Here is a 21,981-nt window from a genome sequence, read left to right on the forward strand (position 1 = left end):
TATATATTCTATGGTCGCTTTCCAGAGAGAATGCGATAGAATCGTGGGCAGATATGCCTACAAATTTCTGCACAGAGATTGGCTAAAAGAAAGATATAAATAGGCATACCCAGATATAAAATTCCAGCAAAGAGCTGAGTGTGAGGCAAAAATCTTGCTCCAATTTTATTAATTATGCGAATGAATGAAAAGTGAATGGCATAGATGAAGAATGAACGCTGAAATAGGTTGGGAAGAGTATGGGAGGATGGACAAAATAGGCTGAGCCATATTCCAAATGCACCAAAAAAGCGAGAGAGAACAATACAGAGTACACTGGAAAGAGCCTCTGATAAGTAAAAGGTAAATATGCCTAAAAAAATGAAAAATAGACCAAAGACGAAGCGAGATATCGAAATTTTTTCTTCAATAAATTCTTGGGCATGAAGTGCCCCATATCCTGCCACAGTGTAGTACCAGATGGCATCTTCATTGATATAAATAATATTAATTTTATAGTAAATGACGAAACTCAATAGAATAATAAAACATATTCCCACAATGCGATTTTTAATTCCTATATAGAGCAGTGGAGAAATCCCAATCAATAATAGGAGTTGAAAGACAAACCAAAAGACATAGTTGTAGCGGTAGTGCAATAAAATACTTGGCAATTCATGGATAGAAAAAGAGATTTTTCCCTTTCCCACAATTTCAGTCCAAAAGGGAAGACGGCTGGCAATAAAGTAGCCGAGGTAGTAGAGTCCATTCCATACAATATAGGGAATAAAGACAGAAAAAAAGCGTCGCTTCCACTTCAATGGCAATTTTTTTATTGTGAAATCTCGAAAAAATAGATATCCAGAGACCATAAAAAAGCCAGCGACTGCCATTTGTCCAATAGAAGCAATGGTTTCCTCAAGTCTAGCAATTGTGCTGGTGTGGTCATTGATACCTATAAATAGCTCAACATTGAGTGCGTGATTATAGATGACAATAAAACTAAGCAATGTCATCATCAAATATATCTTTGTGTGAAAATATGTCTTGTCCATGTTAGTATCATAGCACTATGTGAGAAAAAAAACAAGGAGACGGAAAAACCGTCTCCGATAATAATTTATTTTTTAATACCTGGACCATGAGAAGCATCATCTGTGTAGGCACCACCATTATATCCTGTTGCGGCACTGGTTGAAGTGATGATATCTGAACCAGGACCAGAGATAACAGAGGTTGAAGATTCGCTTTCTGTGTTGGTCTGTGCACTGCTTGTGTCATCCGTTGCCTGTTCCGTACTTGCTTGTGTACTACTTTCTTGCGAATTGTTGTCCTCAGTAGTAGTTGATGTTGTCGTACTTTGCGTGCTAGTTGTGTCATTAGTTTGAGCAGTCGCAGTATCAACTTGGAAGGCATTATCTGCACCACCAGTTGTGGTAGTATCATCAATGTGAATGCTGGCCGACTTAACATGCCCACCACCTGTGCTAACCAAAAGGGCATTTCCGCTGTAGCCAGAAAGTGCACCGCTTGCATTGGCATAGTATTGAGCACCATTTAGGGTGACCATAGTATTACTTAACATATGTCCGTCATTGGCAAGATAATAGACTTTGCCATTGGACTTGATGGTACCAGTCAGCATTTTTCCTGAGTTGTCCATAAAGTACCAAAGACCGCCGACCATATACCAGCCACTGCGCATGGCACCTGAGGCATCGAGATAGTACCAATTTCTACCATCTTTGATCCAACCAGTTTTCATTGCACCACTGGAAGATAGATAGTAGTAATTTTTTCCATCGTTGACCCAACCGGTTTTCATCTTTCCATTTTTTAGCATATAGTACCAAAGATTTTTGTCTTTGACCCAACCAGTGACCATCGCACCACTGGCGTTCGCATAGTACCAAGAATTTGCATCTTTAATCCAACCAGTTTTCATCACACCACTGGAATCTAGATAATACTTTTTGTTTCCAGTGGCAATCCAGCCGGTGAGCTTTGTTCCACTAGAGCCAAGATAGTACCACTTATTCTGATCAAATACCCAAGTGTTTTTTTGTGGTTGATAATTCTTGTAGTAGTATTGCTTTCCACCAATATTTCTCCAAGTGGTAGCCAAAGTCTTTCCCTCAAAACTCTTGTATTGAAAATCGATGTCGACATCCCCTTGAATACCCGCAACCTTTGCTGTACTGCTGGCTTGCCACATCACAGGGGTGGCAAAGGTGTGCTTGATATTGTAGCGAGCAACCCAAATGGGATATTTTTTGGGAATATTGCTGTCGAATTTATTGGAAATCCAGTAGTCATTGGCATAGATAATCGGATAATAGCCTGCGGCTTTAATCTTATTGCAAAAGGTGTCGATAATCTGAGTCAGTTGACTTTTGGAGAGACTGCCCTGTGTGGCATCATCCTCAATATCGTAGGCGATGGGGTAGGAAATAGGATAGTCCTTGACCAAGTTGAGCACAAAATCCGCCTCTTTTGCGGCTTCTGTGGTATTGGTTGCACGGGAGTAAATATAGGCTCCGAGTTTTACACCATTTTGTGCTGCATTTTTTGCGTTGGCATGAAATTGCTCGTCAAGTCCGGTCTTTGCCTTAGTGCCAATCATAACAAATTGAATGTCATCCTTTGAAGCCTTTGTCCAATCAATCGTGCCCTGCCATTTGGAAACATCAATGCCTCTGGCAATAACTCCATTTAAGGAAGAGCCGTCATACATTAAATAACTGCCATCATTTTGCTTTTTCCATGCATTGGCGGGATCGACGGCGGCCTGCGAGGAGATTGTTGTGGGAAAAGATAAGATAGCGGCAAGAACCATTGCACTTAAGCAAAATTTATTTTTTTTGTACATGGTATTCCTTTCTGCTTTTATCTTGGACCATCTGTGCGTCCCTCTTGTAGTCCGCCATCACGATTTACATTGCTTGGCTTTGATGAGGCAACAGGTTTTGATGGACTGGCTTTTGTTGTTTCCTTTGCCACTGTAGTTGCAGCAGTTGATGATTGAGCCACTGCAGTTGATGATTGATCTACTGCTGTTGATGTTGCGGAGGCAAGATTCGTTGGCCCTTGGTTGCCAATGACATTGCCAGGATTTGACTTAGCATCAGCCTTGGTCTGGGCAGTAGAAGAACCACTGGTTGTCTCTGCAGTAGTCGTCTGTGCAGCACTTGTAAATGGCTCTGGCACAGTAGCAGCAGATGAACTTGCCTTTCCGCCAGTGTAAACACCATTTTTATCAAAGGTGTAACTCTCGTTTCCAATCTTGACGGTCGTATTGATGGCCATTTTTCCGTCACTATCTTCTCTTAAGTAGTAGAATTTGTTGCCTGACTTTACCCAGCCTTTCATCAAGAAGCCACTAGAATTAAAGTAGTACCAACCATCACCAACTTTTTTCCATCCCTTAGTCATTCGTCCAAGATGTTTGTCACTTTCATCGAGATAGTAGCGATTGGTGCCGACATTGATCCAGCCTGTCTTCATCACGCCAGCATTGTCCATAAAGTAGTAATTGCCATCAATTTCCTTCCAATCGGTGACCATTTTTCCGTCTTTGGCAAAGTAGTACCACTTATTATCAATTTTTTTCCAGCCAAAAGTACAGCGACCGTCAGCCTTAAAGTAGTACCAATGATTGTCCATATTTCGCCAACCAACAGCCATTGCACCATTGCTTCGCATATAGTAGTAGTTGCCATCAATTTTTAGCCAGCCAGAAGAGACCATTACGCCATCTGAAAGATTGTAATACCAAGTATTTCCATCTTTAATCCAACCAAGATTCATCAAACCACTGCTCTTAAAGTAATACCATTTTTTATTGATGTCCTTCCAACCGATGGACATATTTCCAGTGTCAAGATCCATATAGTAGTAGCCATCTCTTGTCTGTATCCAGCCCTTATGTTTTGTTCCATTTGTGTCGTAATATACCCAAGACTTGTCCTCATTGACCCAGCCACTCGCTGCGAATGCATTCCATGTAGGGGCAATGGTCAAGATACCGGTAAGTGCAAGTGTTGCCATTTGCTTTAACTGTCTCATCTATACCTCCTAAAATTTCATTGCTATCAGTATGTATAGAGAGATTATAACATAATGTGTGTGAAAAAAGTTCTTACATTTTCAAGACATCGTTATGATAATGGAAATAATCCTTGGCATAGCGATACATCACCAGTGTGTAGTCACTAAAATTTTCTCCTTGATGGGACTTATAAATAGCCCAAAGTGTCCATAAAAATCCGCCAAGGGCCATATAGGCATAGAGTGTGGCATATTCCTCACGATTTGGCTCTCGCTCGAGGTAGACACGAAGAAGTTCATCGGATTGTTTTCTATTAAAATAGGAATAAATACAACACATCGCAATGTCAATGAGTGGGTCAGCTTGACCAGCATATTCCCAGTCAATGAGCTTGACTTCTTCGATATCACCTTTCTTTACAAAGAGAAAATTGTCACAAACACTGTCAACATGACTGAGCACCGATGGTCTTGGGCTGTTGGAAATATCCTGAATAAGTTGCATCATATTCTTTTTAATTTTTTTGTAATCTTCAAATGGAATTTCTTGACCATAGCTTGTGCAAAGATTTTCATAAAATAAAATTCTTTCCTCAATATCAAAGGAATGATTGGATTGCAATTTTGCACGGTGTAATTTGCGAAGGAGTGCCATAGCCTTTTTTTGATCTTCAATGTCGGAAAAGTTTGCTGTTCTTGATTGTTCGTAGTAAACAGAAATCTTATATCCTGTGACTTCATTGAAGTAGACAATTTCTTCTGTAATCTGCAGTGGTGCTACGGTGGCATAGTTGTTGTGCTCGGCTCTTCGGTCGATGAGCATATCGGTTCCAGGCCCAGGAATGCGACAGATGTAGCGTTTGTCTTTCACTCGAAATAAAAATGATTGATTGGTCATACCTGCTTTGAGACAGCAAATATCGGTGATTTCTGATTGTGAAACATGAAAAACTTTGCTAATGAGATTCATGGCCATATTGTCAGAGTGATCCTGATAAAATGGATCAAAGGCGCGCAATTCTTCCAAGCTTTCAAACTCGTAGACTTGATCTTTTGGCTGGCGATTGATATAGATTTCTGGTTTTCCCGTCTTTACCCAGTCTAAAAGCGTGTGCTCCCAGTAGTGCTCCTTTGTCGATGGGCGGGCATAGTCGGCACCAAGTTTTGGCAAAAATTGGGCGAGAAACTCTTTTGTAAAATATACAGGGCCATACATGGCATAGCTGTCACTTCCACCAATTTGAATATCACAAATTCTTCCTTTCTTTGTGGTCGATAGACACCATTCTTCGGTAGTTCCTTCCATGTAAGAGGCAGAGTACCAGCTAGTCGGTTCATAGGTGTGATACATATTTTCTCTCATCCAGTTGTCACAGGAGAGGATATAGACATTTTTTCCCTCAATGGCCGAGCGAGCATTCCAAAGTGTAGCCAAGGTATTTTTTGTGGCATATTCAGGATTGTAAAGAAGTTTTACACCATAGGCATCGATAAGATATTCAAATTTTTCCTTTAGATAGCCAACAGCGATGGTGATATCGGTGATGCCCACGGCGTGGAGTTGTTGAATTTGTCGCTCAATCATTCGCTCACCAAAGACTTTTAAAAGACCCTTTGGTGTTTCATAGGTTAGGGGGACAAAGCGAGAACCAAATCCAGCAGCAAGAAAAAGGGCAGCATCCACACGGTAATTTTCTAAGAAGTCGAGTCCCTTTTGGGTGAGGGGATAGCCATAATCTTCTTTTGTAATATAGCCAAGGTCAAGGGCCTTAGCCATAGTAGTGTTAATTGTGCCCAGGGAAAGAGAAAGTTTTTTCGCAAGATCTCTTTGGGATTGTGCAGGTTGTTCGTAAAGATTACGACAAATTAATACTAAGCGTTGCATAAAATTCCTCCATTAAAAAAATGATGATTATATGTTTATTTTAAAACTTTTAAAAAGTAGTTTTGAACATTATATCACAAAAAAACTTTATTTTACAGTGATAAAGTAAAAGTTTTGTAAGAAAATGTCTATAGAAAAGATATAGAATTTTGGTAAAAAATAGTTTATACTAGGCACAAGTTCGAGGGAAAGAAGAAGGAGATTGTAAAATTTGGTTGATAAATCTACTTTTTAGTAGTATGATACCCTTGAACGCAATTAGGGTTTAACTAAAGCGGATTTCAAAATTTAAAAGGAGAGTGCATTTATTATGAGAAAGCAGACTAAAATCGCTGCAGTAGTTTCAGCAGCAGCACTTCTTGCACTTGGTGCATCTATGACTTCTTTCGCTGCCACAGGTTGGCAAGAGGAGAACGGAACATGGGTTTACTATGACAGAAGTGGAAATCAGGTAACAAATACATGGGCAAAATCAGGAGATAACTGGTTCTACCTCAATGATAACGGCGAGATGGCTGTAGACACATTGATCGAGGATGACAATGATCGTTACTATGTAGATGCTAACGGTGCTATGGTTACTAACCAGTGGGTTGCTCTTGACAATCAGGATGCAGGTGATGATGCTAACCAGCCAAACGCTTGGTGGTATTATTTCGGATCAAACGGTAAGGCATATAAGACAACTTCAACAGGAAGAGTATCTCTTAAGACAATCAATGGTAAGAAGTATACATTCAATGAAGATGGTCAGATGCTCTACGGTTGGGTAAACGACAACGGTGAGATGGTTAACTCAACAGATGAGGCTTCAGAGTTCCAGGATGGTCAGTATTACTTCGGTGATGAGACAGACGGAGCTATGGCTACAGGTTGGAGAGAGATCTCAATCTATGATGACAACTCTGTAGATGAGCAGCCAGGAGATGGTTTCTGGGATGAGAACCAGACAAGATGGTTCTACTTCAAGTCCTCAGGTAAGAAGACTACAGACGAGAAGGGCAAGACAATCAATGGCAAGAAGTATGGCTTTGATCAGTATGGTCGTATGTTAGCTGATTGGCATACATTTGCTACAACTTCAGACGCTACTGTTGCTAATGGCGGTTTACAGGGTAATAAGACATACTCTGAGACATTTAAGTACTTCTCAACACCAGAGGATGGTGCTAGAAAGACTAAGGGATGGTTCAAGGTTGTTCCAGGTTACTTCTTAAATAAGTCAGACTATGATGATGGTTCAAACTCATGGTTCTATGCAGATGGCGACGGAAACATCGTAGCAAATGAGATTAAGACAATCAATGGCAAGAAGTATGCATTTGATGAGTATGGTCAGATGGTAACAGGTCTTCACTTCTTCCAGATGAGCGGAACAAAGGACATCGTTTCAATCCTTGACAAAAAGGACTACGATACAAATGACGAGTACGACAAGTTCTACAATAATCATGCAGCAGATATTGCTAATGGTACAATCGCAGCTTACTACTTCGGTAACAGCGATGACGGATCTATGAAGACAGGTGCTCAGAATGTTGATCTTGATGGCGAGTCATACAAGTTCCAGTTCAAGACATCTTCATCTACAAAGGGTCAGGGTACAGTTGGTGTAGACAACCACAAGTTGTACATAGCTGGTAAGCTTGCAAAGGCTTCAAATGATGATAAGGTAACAATCTTCCAGTACAAGACTGATGGTACAATCATACCTTGGGATACAGCAGACTTCATCAGACACTTCGGAGCAATTGATACTGCTCACACAAATGACAACCACACAACATATGCAATCACAACAACAGCTGCTGATGGCGACTTCTACGCAATCAACACAACTGGTGGTATGATTAAGAGTGGTTCTAAGAAGGATGGAGACGACTACAAGATCCATACATCAAACTACAAGGTTGATTCAATCGAGATTGACAACTAATATATAGATTAGAGAGATAAATTCTAATTGCGGGCAGGAGGGCGTGAGCTCTCCTGTTTTTGCATAGGAAGGAGATAGAAATGGGAAATGTGCTGAGAATTGTTGTGCTGGTTGCCTTGGCAGGGGTGGCCTGTTTGATTTATGCAAAGCATGCCTATAGCAATAAGGATGAGGATATGAAGCCGATGAGTGAGAGAGAGGCGTTTGAAAAATTAAAGGATAAAGTAAAGGACGAGAAAAAGGATAAATAGATGAAAATAGCAGTAGTGACAGATAGTAACTGCGGACTTGTTCCAGCACAGGGGGAGAAATATGGCGTTTATATTTTGCCAATGCCATTTCAGATTGGAGAAAAGGAGTATTTAGAGGGAGTGAGCTTAGAGCGAGCAACTTTCTTTGAAAAACAAAAGGGAGGAGAAAATATTACGACCTCTCAGCCATCTCTGTCGATGTTAATGGAACTATGGGATAAGCTATTAGCGGAGTACGAGGCGATTATTCACATTCCAATGTCTTCGAGTCTTTCTTCCGCTTGCCAAAATGCAATTGCTCTAGCAAGGGATGAAAATTATGTAGGGAAGGTCTTTGTAGTTGACAATCATCGAATTTCCTATTCCCAGTGGGCATCCGCATTAGATGCAAAGAAATTAATTGAGAGGGGAGTTTCACCACAAGAAATCGTTCGGATTTTGGAAAAGGAAAGTCTAGAGGCAACAATTTACTTGACTGTGGATACATTGAAGTATCTTAAAAAGGGTGGGCGAATCACTGCGGCGGCAGCAGCGATTGGCACGCTCTTAAGAATTAAACCTGTGTTGACTATACAGGGGGCAAAGATTGATTCTTTTAGTAAAGTGCGCACAATGCGACAGGCCAAGGAAGTTATGTTTGAAGCAGTGCAAAAAGATGTGCAAAGTCGATGGGTGTCAGAAAAAGAGGTGGATTGGTTTGTGGCACACAGCGATTGTCTTGAACTTGCACAGGAATTTTCAGAAGAAGTCAGTGAAAAGTTAGGGAAAAAGAAGGTGATTGTATTTGATCTTGCACTTTCTGTTGCCACTCATGTTGGACCTGGAACTCTTGTGCTCGGAGCAGTAAAGAGAATATAACAGAAGATGGCAGGGTGAAACAATGGAAAAAAAGAGGGGATTTTCTCTGCCAGCGATTCATTTTCGACCATTATTGATTATCATTCTAGTGGTGATGAGTTTTGTACCTGGAGTGATTTATGGTCGTGTGCTATTGGGAAGCTTTGGAAAGGCAGAGATTGAGGAAAGAAAAATTTCATTACAAAGTCAGGCATTGATTTTGTCAAATAATTTAATGCGTTCGGCCTATTTCGCTTCTGGGGAGGAAAACGAGGGGCTTGATCGCTCCATTGATAATTTTGCAGATATCTACAATGGTCGAATTGTCATTGTGAATAAGGATTTTCGCATTGTCAAGGATACCTTTAATATTGCAGAGGGCAAGATTAATGTTGCTGAGGAAGTGTTGCGCTGTTTTCGAGGAGAAAATACAAGTAAATATATCGAAGGAAAGAATTACATCATACAGACAACCCCAATTTATGCGGGACCAGATAACAAGGATATTGAAGGGGTTATCTTAGTGACCTCTTCGACAGAGGGAGAATTTAATATTTTAAACAATACGAGCGAACAAATGTTGATGTTAGAAATTACAATATTTGCAGCAGTATTTGGTCTTAGTATTATTATTGCGGCGATGTTGACTCGACCATTTAAAAATTTAAGGGAAGATTTACAAAAAATTTCTGAGGGAGATATGGATCAGGAATTGCATATCAACCAATATACAGTGACAAGGGATATTTCTGATACTATCAATGCGACTTATGCTAAACTTCGGGCATTGGATCAATCGAGAGATGAATTTGTGGCCAATGTCTCTCACGAGCTAAAGACACCGATTACCTCCATTCGAGTTTTAGCTGATTCCATCAACAGCATGGAAGAGGCACCTGTGGAGTTGTATCAGGAATTTATGAAGGATATTTCAGACGAAATTGATCGAGAGGCAAAGATTATTGATGATCTTTTGTCTTTAGTCAAGCTTGATAAGGCCGCAGATACGCTGAATACAGAGCAGGTGGATATTAACGCATTGCTCGAACAAATTTTAAAGAGGATTAAACCGATTGCTCTAAAGAGAAATATTGAGGTTACATTAGAATCGATTCGGGATGTGGTGGCTGAAGTCGATGAAACAAAGTTATCCTTGGCACTCAATAACTTAGTAGAAAATGCAGTAAAATATAACAATGAAAAGGGTTGGGTCAAAGTTGTATTGGATGCAGACCATAAGTTTTTCTATGTCAAGGTGAGTGATTCAGGTGTGGGCATTCCGGAGGAATTTCAGGATATGGTCTTTGAACGCTTTTATCGAGTGGACAAAGCGAGATCGAGGGAGACTGGAGGAACAGGACTGGGTCTTGCCATTACAAAGAATATTATTTTGCGTCACAAAGGCATTATTAAAGTGACCAGCAAAGAGGGAGAGGGCAGTACTTTTTCTATTCGTATCCCTCTAAAGTATATTAAAGAAGAAAAGCCAAATGTGATGGGCAAACAGAGGGGAGAAAAGAATGAAAAAAAGAAGTAAATGGATATTTTATGTGCTTTTTATTCTCTTTTTTGTCTTTATTGGCTGTGCGAAGAAGGAAAAAGTAAAAAACGAATTGCCAAATGATGAATTCCGAATTTATTATCTCAATTCTTCGCAGACAGCACTCACTTCTATTGTATACAAACCTGAGGCGACAAAAAAAGAAGATTTAGTAGAAGAATCTCTGACACAACTATTGAATGTGCCAGAGGGCCAACAGGACTTGGCGAGCGTCCTTCCACAAAAGGAAATTTATCAAAGGTATAAGCTAGATGGAAAGACATTAACTTTATACTTTAGTGATGAGTATGCCAAAATGGATAAGACTAGGGAGATTTTATGTCGTGCAGGGCTAGCGAAGACGCTGACACAGATAGATGGAATTCAATTTATTAGCATCTATGTGGGAGATCAACAAATTACAGCAAAAAATGATGTGACTACTTTTTCAGGAGATGATTTTTTAGATAGTGTTTCTAATGTCAATTCCTATGAAAGGGCAAAGTTAAAACTCTATTTTTCTGATGAAAAGGGCGAAAAATTGGTGGAAGAAACGCATGAAGTGTTTTATAATATTAATACACCAATGGAAAAGGTAGTGATCAATGAATTGATGCATGGTCCAACCAATGCAAAGAATAAAAAGACCATTGCCGCAGACACAAAATTGATTAATACTTCCATCAATGATGGAATTTGTTATGTCAACTTTGACACAAATTTCTTGACAGCCATCCCAAATCAAAAAGATTATGTCACAATTTATTCCATTGTCAATTCGCTCTCTGAGATATCGGGAGTTTCAAAGGTACAGATTTCAGTGAATGGTTCACAAAATTATAAATATCAAGATGATATTGACTTGAGTACCCTATTTGAGCGAAATATGGAATATATCAATTAACCCAACATATATAGATATATAGAGGAACAAATGAAGAGACCTTGGTTACTTATTGCAGCATCAATTGTGCTTGGAGAGCTGATGTGTTTTGGAATAGGTAAGTGGGTGAGCATAGTGGCGATCATAGCTTTGATCGTCTCTTTTGCGTACAAAAAATGGAGAGGATATAGTATTTTTTGCCTCACATTTTTGCTTGGTGTGTGCTCGATGAGTTGTGTGAAGCACTCTCACACAGAAAAAATTTTGGGAGAGCAAAAAATTTATCTTCGAGTACATAAAATTGAAGAGAAAGAGGAAAAAATTCTTTTTTATGGTCGCCATGTATTAGTTTATGCGGACAAGAGGAAGGTGGGGGAAGATATTTGTATTGGAAATTTAATTTCCTGTAGGGGAGAATTTTCTCCGCCACAGCCAGCATCCAATCCAGGAAGCTTTTGTGCCGATCTCTACTATAAATCTATAGGAATTGAAAAAATTGCCTTTATAGAGGAGGTAGAAATTGTTGACCATTGGGTAAATTGGCCGAAACAATACCTTTTTGATATCAAACGACAAATGATAAAGAAGATGCAAAGCTTTGCTTCTGAGGAGGTTTCAGGCTTTTTGGAGGCTGCTCTACTGGGGGAAAAGTCCGATCTTTCTCCCCAGATGTATCAGCTTTACAGAAAAAATGGGATTGCTCATCTTCTCGCCATTAGTGGGCTACATATCTCTATTCTTGGAATGAGTTTGTATCAATTACTGCGAAAGAGATTGAGGTGGAATTTCCTTTGCAGTGGTCTTTGTGCCTCATTGATTCTCTATCTATATTCGGAATTTACTGGGGCGAGTGTGAGTGTTCTTCGGGCAAGTAGTATGTTGGCGTTATTCTTTGTTTCGCAGTATCTTGGGCGAAGCTATGATTTACTGAGTGCGATGGCCTTCTCTGCTTCTTGGATACTTTTATTTTCTCCCTATCAACTTTTTCAATGTGGATTTTTATTATCTTTTTTGGCAATATTGGCCATTGGAGGGCCAGCAATGAGTATCCATCGATTGCTTCAGGACAGCAAAAAGAAGGAGATGGCACAGGCTTTGGTTGTAAGCCTTTCTATACAAATTGTGACAATGCCAGTGATTGCCTATTTCTTTTTTTCCATTCCACTGTATGGAGTGCTCATTAATTTATTGGTGATTCCTTTGATGGGCATGATTATCTGGTCGGGGATTTTTTCTCTGTGTCTTTCAGCATTTTGTATCCCACTGGCCAAATTTATGATCTATCCTGCTTCAGCAACTCTATTTTTTTATCAATGGATTTGCAATTTATGCGAAAAATTGCCAGGACACAGCCTTCTTGTTGGACGACCATCTATGGCAAGGATTTTGATTAGTTATGGAATTATGTTTTTTTTGGAGTGCTTCATGATCTTTTTCCATCAAAAAAAGAAGGTGTTTGCTCCTTGGAAAGTTCTTAGTGTAGAAGCTATGATGATGCTCTTTTTTCTCTTATTTTTGCGTCATCCCTATCCAAAGCACACACAGGTGACCTTTCTTGATGTGGGACAGGGCGATGGGATATTTTTGCAAGTGGGAGGGGAAAATATCTTTGTGGATGCTGGCAGCAGTTCAAACAAAAAGCTAGGTGAATATGTTCTCTGTCCATTTTTAGGGGCAAATGCAGTGCATCACCTTGATGCAGTGTTCTTGACACATGCGGATATTGACCATATTAATGGTATTTTGTGGCTGATCGAAAATAGTGATATTGCAGTGGAAAAAATTTATTTGCCTGAACCTGCGAGGGAGGACGAGCATTATGACAAAATTAAGGCACTGGCAAAAGATCGGCAGATTCCCATTTTATATTGTGCAGCAGGGGATGAGTTTTTGATTGGAAGGGGAAAATTTACCTGTCTGTCGCCGAAAAGAGGAGAAAAAATTGAAAATGTTAATGCACAGAGCATTGTGTTGTGGTATCAAGAAAAAGATTTTTCTATGATGTTGATGGGGGATGCCAGAATAGAGGAGGAAGAGGAAATTTTACATTCCAAGGAGATTTGCCCAGTTTATGTCTTAAAGGCGGGGCATCATGGTTCAAAGACCTCGACAGGTGATCATTGGCTTAGGGCATTAAGACCGAATACTGTAATTTTGTCTTATGGAAAGAAAAATCGCTATGGTCATCCCAGCAAGGAAGTGCTCAAGCGACTGGAGGAGGCAGGAACCCGAGTTTTTTCTACGCAAAAAAGTGGGGCAATACGATTGGAGACAGATGGAAAAAGAATGAAGATTCGAGGATACAAAAGGGAGTAAATTTATCCAACGTGTCGTAAAACCCTTTGCTTTAGCTATGGGGATATAAGACACTTCCATCCAATTTACGCAAGTAATTGAAGAGGGAACAAAATACTCTTGCATTAGATTTAAAAATTGTATATCATACAAATATGAATACTATATATAAATCTAATAACAATATCATCTATTCTTGCAAATATCATGTTGTGTGGTGTCCTAAGTATAGACACAAAATTTTAACAAATGGAATCGATACCCGATGAAAGGAACTTCTTCTTGAGTATGCTGCAAATATTTCTGTAGACATCATGGAAATGGAAATCATGTCAGACCATGTACACCTACTCATGGAGGTAGCTCCTCAGTTCGGTATTCACAAAGCGGTTAAATCATTAAAAGGATATACTTCAAAAGTTTTGAGAAGTGAATATCCATCATGAAAAACAAGAATACCGTCATTGTGGACCAACCGCTATTTTGTATCAACTATTGGTGGTGCTTTGCTTGATGTGATCAAGCAGTATATCGAAAATCAGAAAACATCGCAAAGACAAAAGGATAAACTTGGATAATGCAAAAAGGAATCAAATTTAGAATTTACCCAAACAAGGAACAGCAAAATTTAATCAATCAGACTTTTGGCTGTTGTAGACTGATCTACAACAAAGGACTTGCTATGCGCAATGAAGCCTATGATAGCGGCAATAAAATTGGCTATGTTCAGACTTCGGCTATGCTGACGGAACTCAAAAAGTGTGAAGACTTTGCTTTTCTTAAAGTGGTAGATTCTATTGCATTACAACAGTCTTTGCGTGACCTCGACAGAGGTTTTGTAAACTTTTTTCAGAAACGTGCAGCACACCCAACATTCAAAAGTAAACATAACAGACATCAGTCGTACAGGACGGTAAACCAAGGTAATCATATCCGTATTGCAGGAAAATACATCAAACTCCCTAAACTTGGCTATATCAAAATACGTCAGTCGATGGAAGTAGGAAAAATTAACAATGTAACGATTCAATGTACTCCTACAGGAAAGTATTTTGCAGTGCTTAATGTGGAATTTGAACCACAGCCAAGCCCCAACAATGCTGGCTCTATAGGCATTGATGTTGGTATTAAAGATTTTTACTCTGACAGCAACGGAAAGGTCGTGTCCAACCCAAAATATCTTGAAAAATCAATGCGTAAACTCATTCGTGAACAACGTATGCTGTCGAGAAAACAAAAAGGCTCTAACAACCGCAATAAGCAGCGTGTCAAAGTTGCCTTAGTCCACGAAAAGATTACAAATCAGAGAAACGATTTTTTACAAAAACAGTCTACCCTGCTGATTCGTGAAAACCAAACCATCTGCATTGAAGATTTGAAAGTAAAGAACATGATGCGTAATCATAAACTGGCACAGCACATCGGTTCTGCATCCTGGAGGAAGTTCTTTGATATGCTCAAGTATAAGTCTGCCTGGTATGGAAATGATCTAATCAAAGTGCCAACGATGTATCCAAGCAGTCAGACTTGTTCTTGCTGTGGGTACAAGAATTCGCTGGTAAAAAATCTAGCAGTCCGAGTATGGGAATGTCCAGACTGCCATACCATACATAACAGGGATACCAACGCAAGCATAAATATTTTAAATAAAGGACTGCAAATGCAGTCGGCATAAGCCTATAGAAAACTGCACCGTAGGGCATACGGAAACAGTATAATCTAGCTTGTGGACACTGTGTAAGACATTGCGATACCGCATGGTATCACACAATGCAGTAGTGGTTGAAGCAAGAATCCCTCTGCTTTAGCTGTGGGGAGTGTCAAGTTAAGATGACAGGAGAAAGGAACAAGGTAGAGGAAGAATTGTGATTGAGGAAGAGTTAAAATCTGGGCAATTAAAGAATAGTTACCTTTTGTTTGGAGAGGAAAACTACTTAAAAATTTATTACAAAAACCGCTTAAAATCAGCAATTATTGGCGAGGATGAAGTGAATTTTTCTTATTTTGAGGGAAAAGGTATTGATGTAGATGAAGTGATAGCGATAGCAGAAACTCTGCCATTTTTTGCAGAAAAGCGATGTGTTATCATGGAAAACAGTGAGTGGTTTTTGAATGGAAATGAAAAAATGGGAGGGTATATAGAAAATCTTCCAGAGACAACCTGTCTCATCTTTATTGAGGGAGAGAAAATTGACAAGAGAAAGAAATTGTACAAAAAGCTGTCCTTGCTTGGCACAATCTGTGAATGCAAGCGGATGGAGCCAAGAAAGTTGCGAGATTGGACAAGAGCACTGATGGGGCGGATGGGAAAAAATATTCGTGCGGCAGATTTAGATTTATTTTTGAGTTATGTGGGCAATGATTTACAACATATTACAACAGAGGTTGAAAAGCTGGTGGCTTATATTGGGGAAGCACAGGTCATTGAGCGAAGTGATATTGAGGATATTACGACTGTCGGTGTGGAAAATAAGATTTTTGATATGCTCAGTGCTATTGTACAAAAAAAGATTGGGGTGGCAATGCACTACTATGAGGATTTGCTTATTCTGAGGGAACCTCCAATGCGAATTTTGAGCTTGTTAAGTAAACAATTTAATCAACTTTTGCAGGTGAGACAGATGCAGGGAATGGACAAATATAGCATTGGAAATGCAATGAATTTACAGCCCTATATTGCAGAGAAATTGATGAGACAGGCAAGTGCATTTTCAAAAGAAGAGTTACAGAGAATACTCAATGGCTGCCTAGATATGGAGATGCGAGTAAAGACGGGGTTAATGCCCGAACAGATTGCAGTCGAATTATTGATTATGAGCAAAGAGCAAATCAAAGGATAAAAAAAGGCCACAGGTCATGACGGTAACCTGTGGCAAAAAATATTACTTCTACTGAATGCTATTTACAGACTTAGAAAGTCTAGAAACCTTGCGAGCAGCAGTATTCTTGTGATAAACACCCTTGCTTGCTGCCTTGGTGAGCTCAACGATAGCAGCCTTTAAAGTTGCCTGTGCGCTCTCCTTATCCTTAGCAATGACAGCGGCATCAACCTTCTTTACTGCAGTCTTTACCTTAGACTTGATTGCTTTATTTCTCTCTGTTCTCTCTGCTGCGATGAGCACTCTTTTCTTTGCGGATTTGATATTAGCCAACCCTCTACACCTCCAAAATAATTTCTTTGTTTTATAGTTATAATAATTAAAGTGTTAGCATCGAAGTCTGGACACGGACAGTTCAATGTAAACATACTTAAGTATTTTATGCTAAATATGCGGTATTGTCAAGGAGTAAATATTGCAAGTATGATAGAAAAATGGTATTCTATAAAAGTTAATAGTTTAAATAAAGAGGTATACACATGATCGACCAGAGTAAAATTAGAAATTTTTGCATTATTGCACACATTGACCACGGTAAATCTACTCTTGCCGACCGAATTATAGAAAAGACGGGACTTTTGACCAGTCGTGAGATGCAAGAGCAAGTCCTTGACAACATGGATTTGGAGAGAGAGCGAGGCATCACGATTAAAAGTCAGGCAGTCAGAACAGTCTATCGGGCAGAGGATGGAGAAGAATATATTTTTAACTTGATTGATACCCCAGGACATGTCGACTTTAACTATGAGGTATCAAGGGCACTGGCGGCCTGCGATGGTGCAATTCTTGTTGTGGATGCTGCACAGGGGATTGAGGCACAGACATTGGCCAATGTCTATTTGGCTCTAGACCATGATTTGGAAGTATTTCCAGTGATCAATAAGATTGATTTGCCGAGTGCAGATCCTGACCATGTTGCAGAAGAAATTGAGGATGTCATTGGGATTGAGGCAGAGGATGCACCGAGAATTTCAGCCAAGGTGGGACTAAATATTGAAGATGTCTTGGAGGCGATTGTCAAAAAGATTCCTGCACCAAAGGGAGATAAAAATGATCCACTAAAGGCATTGATTTTTGATTCTGTCTATGATTCCTATCGAGGAGTGATTGTCTTTGTTCGAATTAAGGAAGGTTCTGTAAAGAAAGGCGATACCATTCAAATGATGGCAACAGGAGCGGTTCAAGATGTTGTAGAAGTGGGGTATTTTGGTGCAGGACAATTTATTCAATGCGATGAATTGAGTGCAGGGATGGTTGGCTATATTACCGCGAGCATTAAAAATGTCAAGGACACTAGAGTTGGTGACACCGTGACATTAAAAAATAATCCTTGTAAGGAAGCACTTCCGGGCTATAAGAAGGTGACTCCGATGGTTTATTGTGGTCTCTATCCAGCTGATGGTGCAAAGTACAATGACCTTCGAGATGCACTAGAAAAGTTACAATTAAATGATGCATCTCTATTTTATGAGCCGGAGACTTCTCTTGCCTTGGGCTTTGGTTTTCGCTGTGGATTTTTGGGTCTATTGCATTTAGAGATTATTCAAGAGAGATTAGAGAGGGAATACAATTTAGATCTTGTCACAACAGCACCAGGTGTAGTTTACAAGGTATTTAAGACGAATGGAGAAGTCATCGAACTGACCAATCCATCGAATCTCCCAGATCCAAGTGAGATTGAGCATATGGAAGAGCCAATTGTCTCGGCAGAGATTATGGTGACGAAGGACTATGTTGGAGCGATTATGACGCTTTGCCAGGAAAGAAGAGGAGTCTATCTTGGCATGGAGTATATTGAGGAGTCTCGAGCAGTTCTTCGCTATGATTTGCCACTCAATGAGATTATTTATGATTTCTTTGATGCTCTAAAGAGTCGGTCAAAAGGATATGCTTCTCTTGACTATGAGTTAAAGGGCTATCAGACCTCTTCTCTTTGCAAGCTCGATATGTTAATCAATAAGGAAACGGTCGATGCTCTCTCCTTTATTGTTCACTCCGATTCGGCCTATGAGCGTGGAAGAAAGATGTGTGAGAAGTTAAAGGAGGAGATTCCAAGACATCTCTTTGAAATTCCTATTCAGGCTGCTGTGGGCGGAAAGGTCATTGCCAGAGAGACAGTAAAGGCGATGAGAAAGGATGTCCTAGCTAAGTGCTATGGAGGAGATATTTCAAGAAAGAGAAAGCTTTTAGAGAAGCAAAAGGAAGGAAAGAAGCGTATGCGCCAGATTGGAAATGTGGAGATTCCGCAAAAGGCGTTTATGAGTGTCTTGAAATTAGATGAAGAATAAGAGGTGAGAGAGTGGGCGATATGGGTGGACTTGGTCATAAAAAGGGGATGGAGCTCTATGTTCACATTCCATTTTGTGCCAAAAAATGTAATTATTGCGATTTCCGCTCTGGTGTAGCCGATGATTTGACACAGAAAAGTTATGTCGATCAGTTGTGTGAAGAAATTCGCAGTCAGGGAAAGATGTACTGTGATGATTTTTATATCACAACAATTTTTATTGGTGGTGGTACACCCTCGATTTTAAAGGGAACTTGGGTGGGCAACATTATGAGTGCCATCTATGAAAGTTTTTCTGTCAATGCTTTGGCCGAGGTGACTATTGAATGCAATCCAGGAACAGTAAATGTCGATAAATTAAGAATTTATCGACAAAATGGGATCAATCGAGTTAGTTTTGGATTGCAGTCGGCGGACAATGAGGAATTAAGACTATTGGGCAGAGTTCACACTTTTGAAGATTTTTTGGATAGCTATCAAATGGCCAGAGAAGTTGGATTTACAAATATCAATGTTGACTTGATGAGCGCACTTCCAGGTCAAAGTGTGGAGAGCTGGAAGGAGACACTTCGGAAGGTAGTGCGACTAAAACCAGAACATATCTCATCGTATTCATTGATTATTGAAGAAGGAACGCCATTTTTTACGGCCTATGGCAATCGAGAGGGGCAAAAAAATCTCCCGTCCGAAGAAGAAGAGCGGGAAATGTATTATTTCACGAATCAATATCTTCGTGCTCATGGATTTGAACGCTATGAAATTAGCAATTATGCAAAAAAGGGATTTGAGTGCAAGCACAATGTGGGCTATTGGACGGGTGTCCCCTATCTAGGACTTGGTCTTGGGGCATCGAGCTATGTCTACAATCGAAGATTTCACACCGAAGAAAATTTTGATGCCTATATGAAAATTTTGATGAACAGGGATATCACACCCCTATATCAAGACATTCAAGAATTAGGTACTCGTCAGCGGATGGAAGAATTTATGTTTTTGGGGCTTCGTCTGACACGGGGCGTGAGTGCGGCAGAGTTTATGGAGAGATTTGGTTCCAATATGTTTAAAGTCTTTGATATGCCAATTCGAAAGAATGTGATCGCAAAATTATTGGAAGTTCAAGATTCAAGACTTTATTTAACTGAAAAGGGACTTGATTTGAGCAATCGAGTTATGAGTGATTTTTTGTTCGACTAGAAAAGATTAAGGAGAAGGTAGTACCTTGTTCTTTGGAACTTTCTACCTTTATCTTTGCTTGGTGGTTGTGGAGAATTTGTTTTGCAATGGCAAGACCTAATCCATAGCCACCTTCTTTTTTGTTTCTTGAGCCATCTATTCGATAGAAGCGATCGAAGAGATGGGGGATGGCCTCTTTGGGAATGGGACTACCTGTATTTTTAAAGTCAATGATAATCTCCTCTTTTTGCTGTTTCGCCGTGATGGAAACTATACCGGGAGTGGAGGAATATTTGCAGGCATTGTCAATAAAAATCGTAAAGAGTTGTTGCAGTTGAGCAGGATGACCAAGGATGAAAAGATTGTTTTCAATATTTTCTTTTATGGTTATCTTTTTTTCAAAGGCAAGAGCCTCAAAGCTTAGACATCGCTCCCATAGGATAGAAGAAATGTCGACACTTTCCATAGGTAGATTTTGTGTCTTTGCATCTTGGCGAGCTAAAAATAAAAGGTCTTCAATGAGCTTTTTCATGCGAAGAGCCTCCGTCTTTGTGCGCAGAATCCAAGGCTGTTGCTCTGGCAACATAGGCATAGAATTAAGAACATCTAAATTGGCTAAGATGACAGCAATAGGTGTGCGAAGTTCATGGGAGGCATCAGAGGTAAATTGCTTTTGTTGTCTCCAAGCATATTCAATGGGAGACAGACTCCATTTTGACAGATAAAAGCTAAGAATTCCAAAAAGAATCAGTGCGATGCCAAGAATGATGAGAATGTTTAAAATCAATTGTCTTGTGTTGTGAATATTGACACTGATGTCTGTAAAGATAAGGTAGAGATTTTCATCTTTGTGTGCATACATATACTGAAGGGAGTGACTGGTATAGTAGCTGTGATATTCCAATAGATTAGGCAAATTTATCTTTTTGATGAGGGCGTTAGCTGTTTCATTGTCAATAGAAATCCCCTGTTCTTCCCTGTTTATGATATCCCCGTCGCCATCAAGAACAAAGAGTAGGCAAGGAAGGGGAGTTTGAAATTGATGGTCTGGAGGAATAACTTGGAAGTCAGAGTCGTGATGTTCTAGTTGATTGGGCATTCTTTCTCCCGCCATATTTTGTTCCAGTTGATGCTTTAAGAAATTCTCTGTATTTGTTGTCTGTGTTCTTATATTGGAAAATAAAATAAATCCGAGCACAACAAGCAATATAGCTGTGACAAAGGCCATGTTAATGAGAATAAATTTTTTTTGTAGTTTTTTAATCATTTTTCACCTCAAGTCGATATCCCAGCCTTCGCAATGTGTTGATGCTCACTTTTGTGCCAATGAATTGAAATTTTTTTCTGAGGAAGGAAATGTAGGCTTCAACATTGTTTGCTTCAGCTTCTGATTCATTGCCCCATACTTTGTCAATCAATACTTCTTTGCTGATGACAAGATTAGGATGGACAAGAAGGATTTTTAAAATAGAAAATTCCTTAAAACTTAACTGAATGCTCTTTGTATTGCAAGAGAGTATGGCTGTGTCGAGATCTAAATTGAGGTCACAAAACGAGAGGGTGTTGATAATGACATCGCCCTGACGCCTTGCATTGGCACGAATTCTTGCGAGCAATTCTTCCTTGACAAATGGCTTGGTGATATAGTCATCTGCACCACTATCTAGTCCAGTGATTTTGGAGTGGATATCATCTTTTGCAGTGAGCATAATGATAGGGGAATTGTTTTTATTTTGTCGCAATTTTTTGACAAGTGAAAAACCATCAAGTTTTGGCAGCATAATATCGAGTAAAATGAGATCATAGTTGTCATGTAATGCGTAGTCAAGACCATCTTCTCCATTATAGGCAATTTCGGTCTGATATTTTTGCTCATTTAAGATTTGAGCAATGGCAAGAGCGAGGCTTTCATCATCTTCTACAATTAATATTTTCATGATATTCTCCTTTCCTAAGTTTATTTTACCAAAAAATTTTAAATTATGGAAA

17 protein-coding genes and 1 pseudogene are annotated in these 21,981 nt (G+C 39.6%); 11 read left to right on the forward strand and 7 right to left on the reverse strand.

The window, feature by feature from the left end; all coding sequences use genetic code 11:
- Window positions 1-8: 8 nt before the first annotated feature.
- The 4 genes from J5A74_05600 to J5A74_05615 all read right to left on the reverse strand — a co-directional run bounded on the left by J5A74_05600 (window position 9) and on the right by J5A74_05615 (window position 5,911).
- Window positions 9-1,034, reverse strand: coding sequence for an acyltransferase family protein (locus J5A74_05600; protein QUI96761.1), 1,026 nt, complete (start codon window positions 1,032-1,034; stop codon window positions 9-11).
- A gap of 65 nt (window positions 1,035-1,099) precedes the next feature.
- Window positions 1,100-2,848, reverse strand: coding sequence for a glycoside hydrolase (locus tag J5A74_05605; protein ID QUI96762.1), 1,749 nt, complete (start codon window positions 2,846-2,848; stop codon window positions 1,100-1,102).
- Window positions 2,849-2,865: 17 nt separating this feature from the next.
- Window positions 2,866-4,044: a cell wall-binding protein gene (locus tag J5A74_05610; protein ID QUI94916.1), complete on the reverse strand. Its 1,179-nt coding sequence runs from the start codon at window positions 4,042-4,044 to the stop codon at window positions 2,866-2,868.
- Between the two features lie 73 nt (window positions 4,045-4,117).
- A complete protein-coding gene (locus J5A74_05615) occupies window positions 4,118-5,911 on the reverse strand; it encodes an NTP transferase domain-containing protein (GenBank protein QUI94917.1) in 1,794 nt (597 codons plus the stop codon).
- Window positions 5,912-6,221: 310 nt separating this feature from the next.
- Between J5A74_05615 and J5A74_05620 the strand changes: the two genes are divergently transcribed.
- From J5A74_05620 to holA, 9 genes and pseudogenes are all read left to right on the forward strand, one after another.
- Window positions 6,222-7,847, forward strand: coding sequence for a cell wall-binding protein (locus tag J5A74_05620; GenBank protein ID QUI94918.1), 1,626 nt, complete (start codon window positions 6,222-6,224; stop codon window positions 7,845-7,847).
- 80 nt (window positions 7,848-7,927) lie between these two features.
- Window positions 7,928-8,098: a hypothetical protein gene (locus J5A74_05625; protein QUI94919.1), complete on the forward strand. Its 171-nt coding sequence runs from the start codon at window positions 7,928-7,930 to the stop codon at window positions 8,096-8,098.
- Window positions 8,099-8,956, forward strand: a complete 858-nt coding sequence (locus tag J5A74_05630; protein ID QUI94920.1) for a DegV family protein — start codon at window positions 8,099-8,101, stop codon at window positions 8,954-8,956.
- A 22-nt stretch (window positions 8,957-8,978) separates the two neighbouring features.
- Window positions 8,979-10,472 carry a sensor histidine kinase gene (locus J5A74_05635; protein ID QUI94921.1) on the forward strand — a complete coding sequence of 498 codons (1,494 nt, stop codon included), beginning with the start codon at window positions 8,979-8,981 and terminating at the stop codon, window positions 10,470-10,472.
- Window positions 10,456-11,379, forward strand: a complete 924-nt coding sequence (locus tag J5A74_05640) for a GerMN domain-containing protein (GenBank protein QUI94922.1) — start codon at window positions 10,456-10,458, stop codon at window positions 11,377-11,379. Before J5A74_05635 ends, J5A74_05640 begins: the two co-directional genes overlap by 17 nt.
- Window positions 11,380-11,409: 30 nt before the next feature.
- Window positions 11,410-13,674, forward strand: coding sequence for a DNA internalization-related competence protein ComEC/Rec2 (locus J5A74_05645; protein QUI94923.1), 2,265 nt, complete (start codon window positions 11,410-11,412; stop codon window positions 13,672-13,674).
- Window positions 13,675-13,808: 134 nt separating this feature from the next.
- Window positions 13,809-14,231, forward strand: a pseudogene (gene tnpA, locus J5A74_05650) (IS200/IS605 family transposase).
- Window positions 14,231-15,328, forward strand: a complete 1,098-nt coding sequence (tnpB, locus tag J5A74_05655) for an IS200/IS605 family element transposase accessory protein TnpB (protein QUI94924.1) — start codon at window positions 14,231-14,233, stop codon at window positions 15,326-15,328. Before tnpA ends, tnpB begins: the two are co-directional and overlap by 1 nt.
- A gap of 190 nt (window positions 15,329-15,518) precedes the next feature.
- Window positions 15,519-16,493 (forward strand): DNA polymerase III subunit delta, encoded by a 975-nt coding sequence (holA, locus tag J5A74_05660; GenBank protein ID QUI94925.1) that lies wholly within the window; start codon window positions 15,519-15,521, stop codon window positions 16,491-16,493.
- Between the two features lie 48 nt (window positions 16,494-16,541).
- Here holA and rpsT read toward each other — a convergent pair whose 3' ends face one another.
- Complete coding sequence (gene rpsT / locus J5A74_05665) at window positions 16,542-16,805, reverse strand: 30S ribosomal protein S20 (protein ID QUI94926.1); 264 nt, start codon at window positions 16,803-16,805, stop codon at window positions 16,542-16,544.
- 206 nt (window positions 16,806-17,011) lie between these two features.
- Here rpsT and lepA point away from each other — a divergent pair, with 206 nt between their 5' ends.
- Both lepA and J5A74_05675 read left to right on the forward strand, forming a co-directional pair.
- On the forward strand, window positions 17,012-18,820 hold the full coding sequence (lepA, locus tag J5A74_05670; GenBank protein QUI94927.1) for a translation elongation factor 4: 1,809 nt from the start codon (window positions 17,012-17,014) through the stop codon (window positions 18,818-18,820).
- 20 nt (window positions 18,821-18,840) lie between these two features.
- Window positions 18,841-20,013 carry an oxygen-independent coproporphyrinogen III oxidase gene (locus tag J5A74_05675; GenBank protein QUI96835.1) on the forward strand — a complete coding sequence of 391 codons (1,173 nt, stop codon included), beginning with the start codon at window positions 18,841-18,843 and terminating at the stop codon, window positions 20,011-20,013.
- On the opposite strand, the gene J5A74_05680 is transcribed toward J5A74_05675, so the two are convergent.
- Both J5A74_05680 and J5A74_05685 read right to left on the reverse strand, forming a co-directional pair.
- Entirely contained in the window at window positions 19,988-21,259 is a 1,272-nt protein-coding gene (locus J5A74_05680; protein ID QUI94928.1) for a GHKL domain-containing protein, read from the reverse strand. The two genes, J5A74_05675 and J5A74_05680, sit on opposite strands and share 26 nt — an antisense overlap.
- Window positions 21,252-21,929, reverse strand: a complete 678-nt coding sequence (locus tag J5A74_05685) for a response regulator transcription factor (GenBank protein ID QUI94929.1) — start codon at window positions 21,927-21,929, stop codon at window positions 21,252-21,254. Before J5A74_05685 ends, J5A74_05680 begins: the two co-directional genes overlap by 8 nt.
- Between the last annotated feature and the right edge of the window lie 52 nt (window positions 21,930-21,981).

Source organism: Lachnospiraceae bacterium oral taxon 096, assembly GCA_018141845.1.
Classification (GTDB): Bacteria; Bacillota; Clostridia; order Lachnospirales; family Lachnospiraceae; genus F0428.

Coding starts and splice junctions, on each gene's coding strand:
- J5A74_05645 (QUI94923.1), top strand. CDS start 11,410: ATGAAGAGACCTTGGTTACTTATTGCAGCATCAATTGTGCTTGGAGAG.
- J5A74_05600 (QUI96761.1), bottom strand. CDS start 1,034: ATGGACAAGACATATTTTCACACAAAGATATATTTGATGATGACATTG.
- J5A74_05610 (QUI94916.1), bottom strand. CDS start 4,044: ATGAGACAGTTAAAGCAAATGGCAACACTTGCACTTACCGGTATCTTG.
- J5A74_05675 (QUI96835.1), top strand. CDS start 18,841: ATGGGTGGACTTGGTCATAAAAAGGGGATGGAGCTCTATGTTCACATT.
- J5A74_05640 (QUI94922.1), top strand. CDS start 10,456: ATGAAAAAAAGAAGTAAATGGATATTTTATGTGCTTTTTATTCTCTTT.
- J5A74_05630 (QUI94920.1), top strand. CDS start 8,099: ATGAAAATAGCAGTAGTGACAGATAGTAACTGCGGACTTGTTCCAGCA.
- J5A74_05620 (QUI94918.1), top strand. CDS start 6,222: ATGAGAAAGCAGACTAAAATCGCTGCAGTAGTTTCAGCAGCAGCACTT.
- J5A74_05680 (QUI94928.1), bottom strand. CDS start 21,259: ATGATTAAAAAACTACAAAAAAAATTTATTCTCATTAACATGGCCTTT.
- J5A74_05685 (QUI94929.1), bottom strand. CDS start 21,929: ATGAAAATATTAATTGTAGAAGATGATGAAAGCCTCGCTCTTGCCATT.
- tnpB (QUI94924.1), top strand. CDS start 14,231: ATGCAAAAAGGAATCAAATTTAGAATTTACCCAAACAAGGAACAGCAA.
- J5A74_05615 (QUI94917.1), bottom strand. CDS start 5,911: ATGCAACGCTTAGTATTAATTTGTCGTAATCTTTACGAACAACCTGCA.
- lepA (QUI94927.1), top strand. CDS start 17,012: ATGATCGACCAGAGTAAAATTAGAAATTTTTGCATTATTGCACACATT.
- J5A74_05635 (QUI94921.1), top strand. CDS start 8,979: ATGGAAAAAAAGAGGGGATTTTCTCTGCCAGCGATTCATTTTCGACCA.
- J5A74_05605 (QUI96762.1), bottom strand. CDS start 2,848: ATGTACAAAAAAAATAAATTTTGCTTAAGTGCAATGGTTCTTGCCGCT.
- J5A74_05625 (QUI94919.1), top strand. CDS start 7,928: ATGGGAAATGTGCTGAGAATTGTTGTGCTGGTTGCCTTGGCAGGGGTG.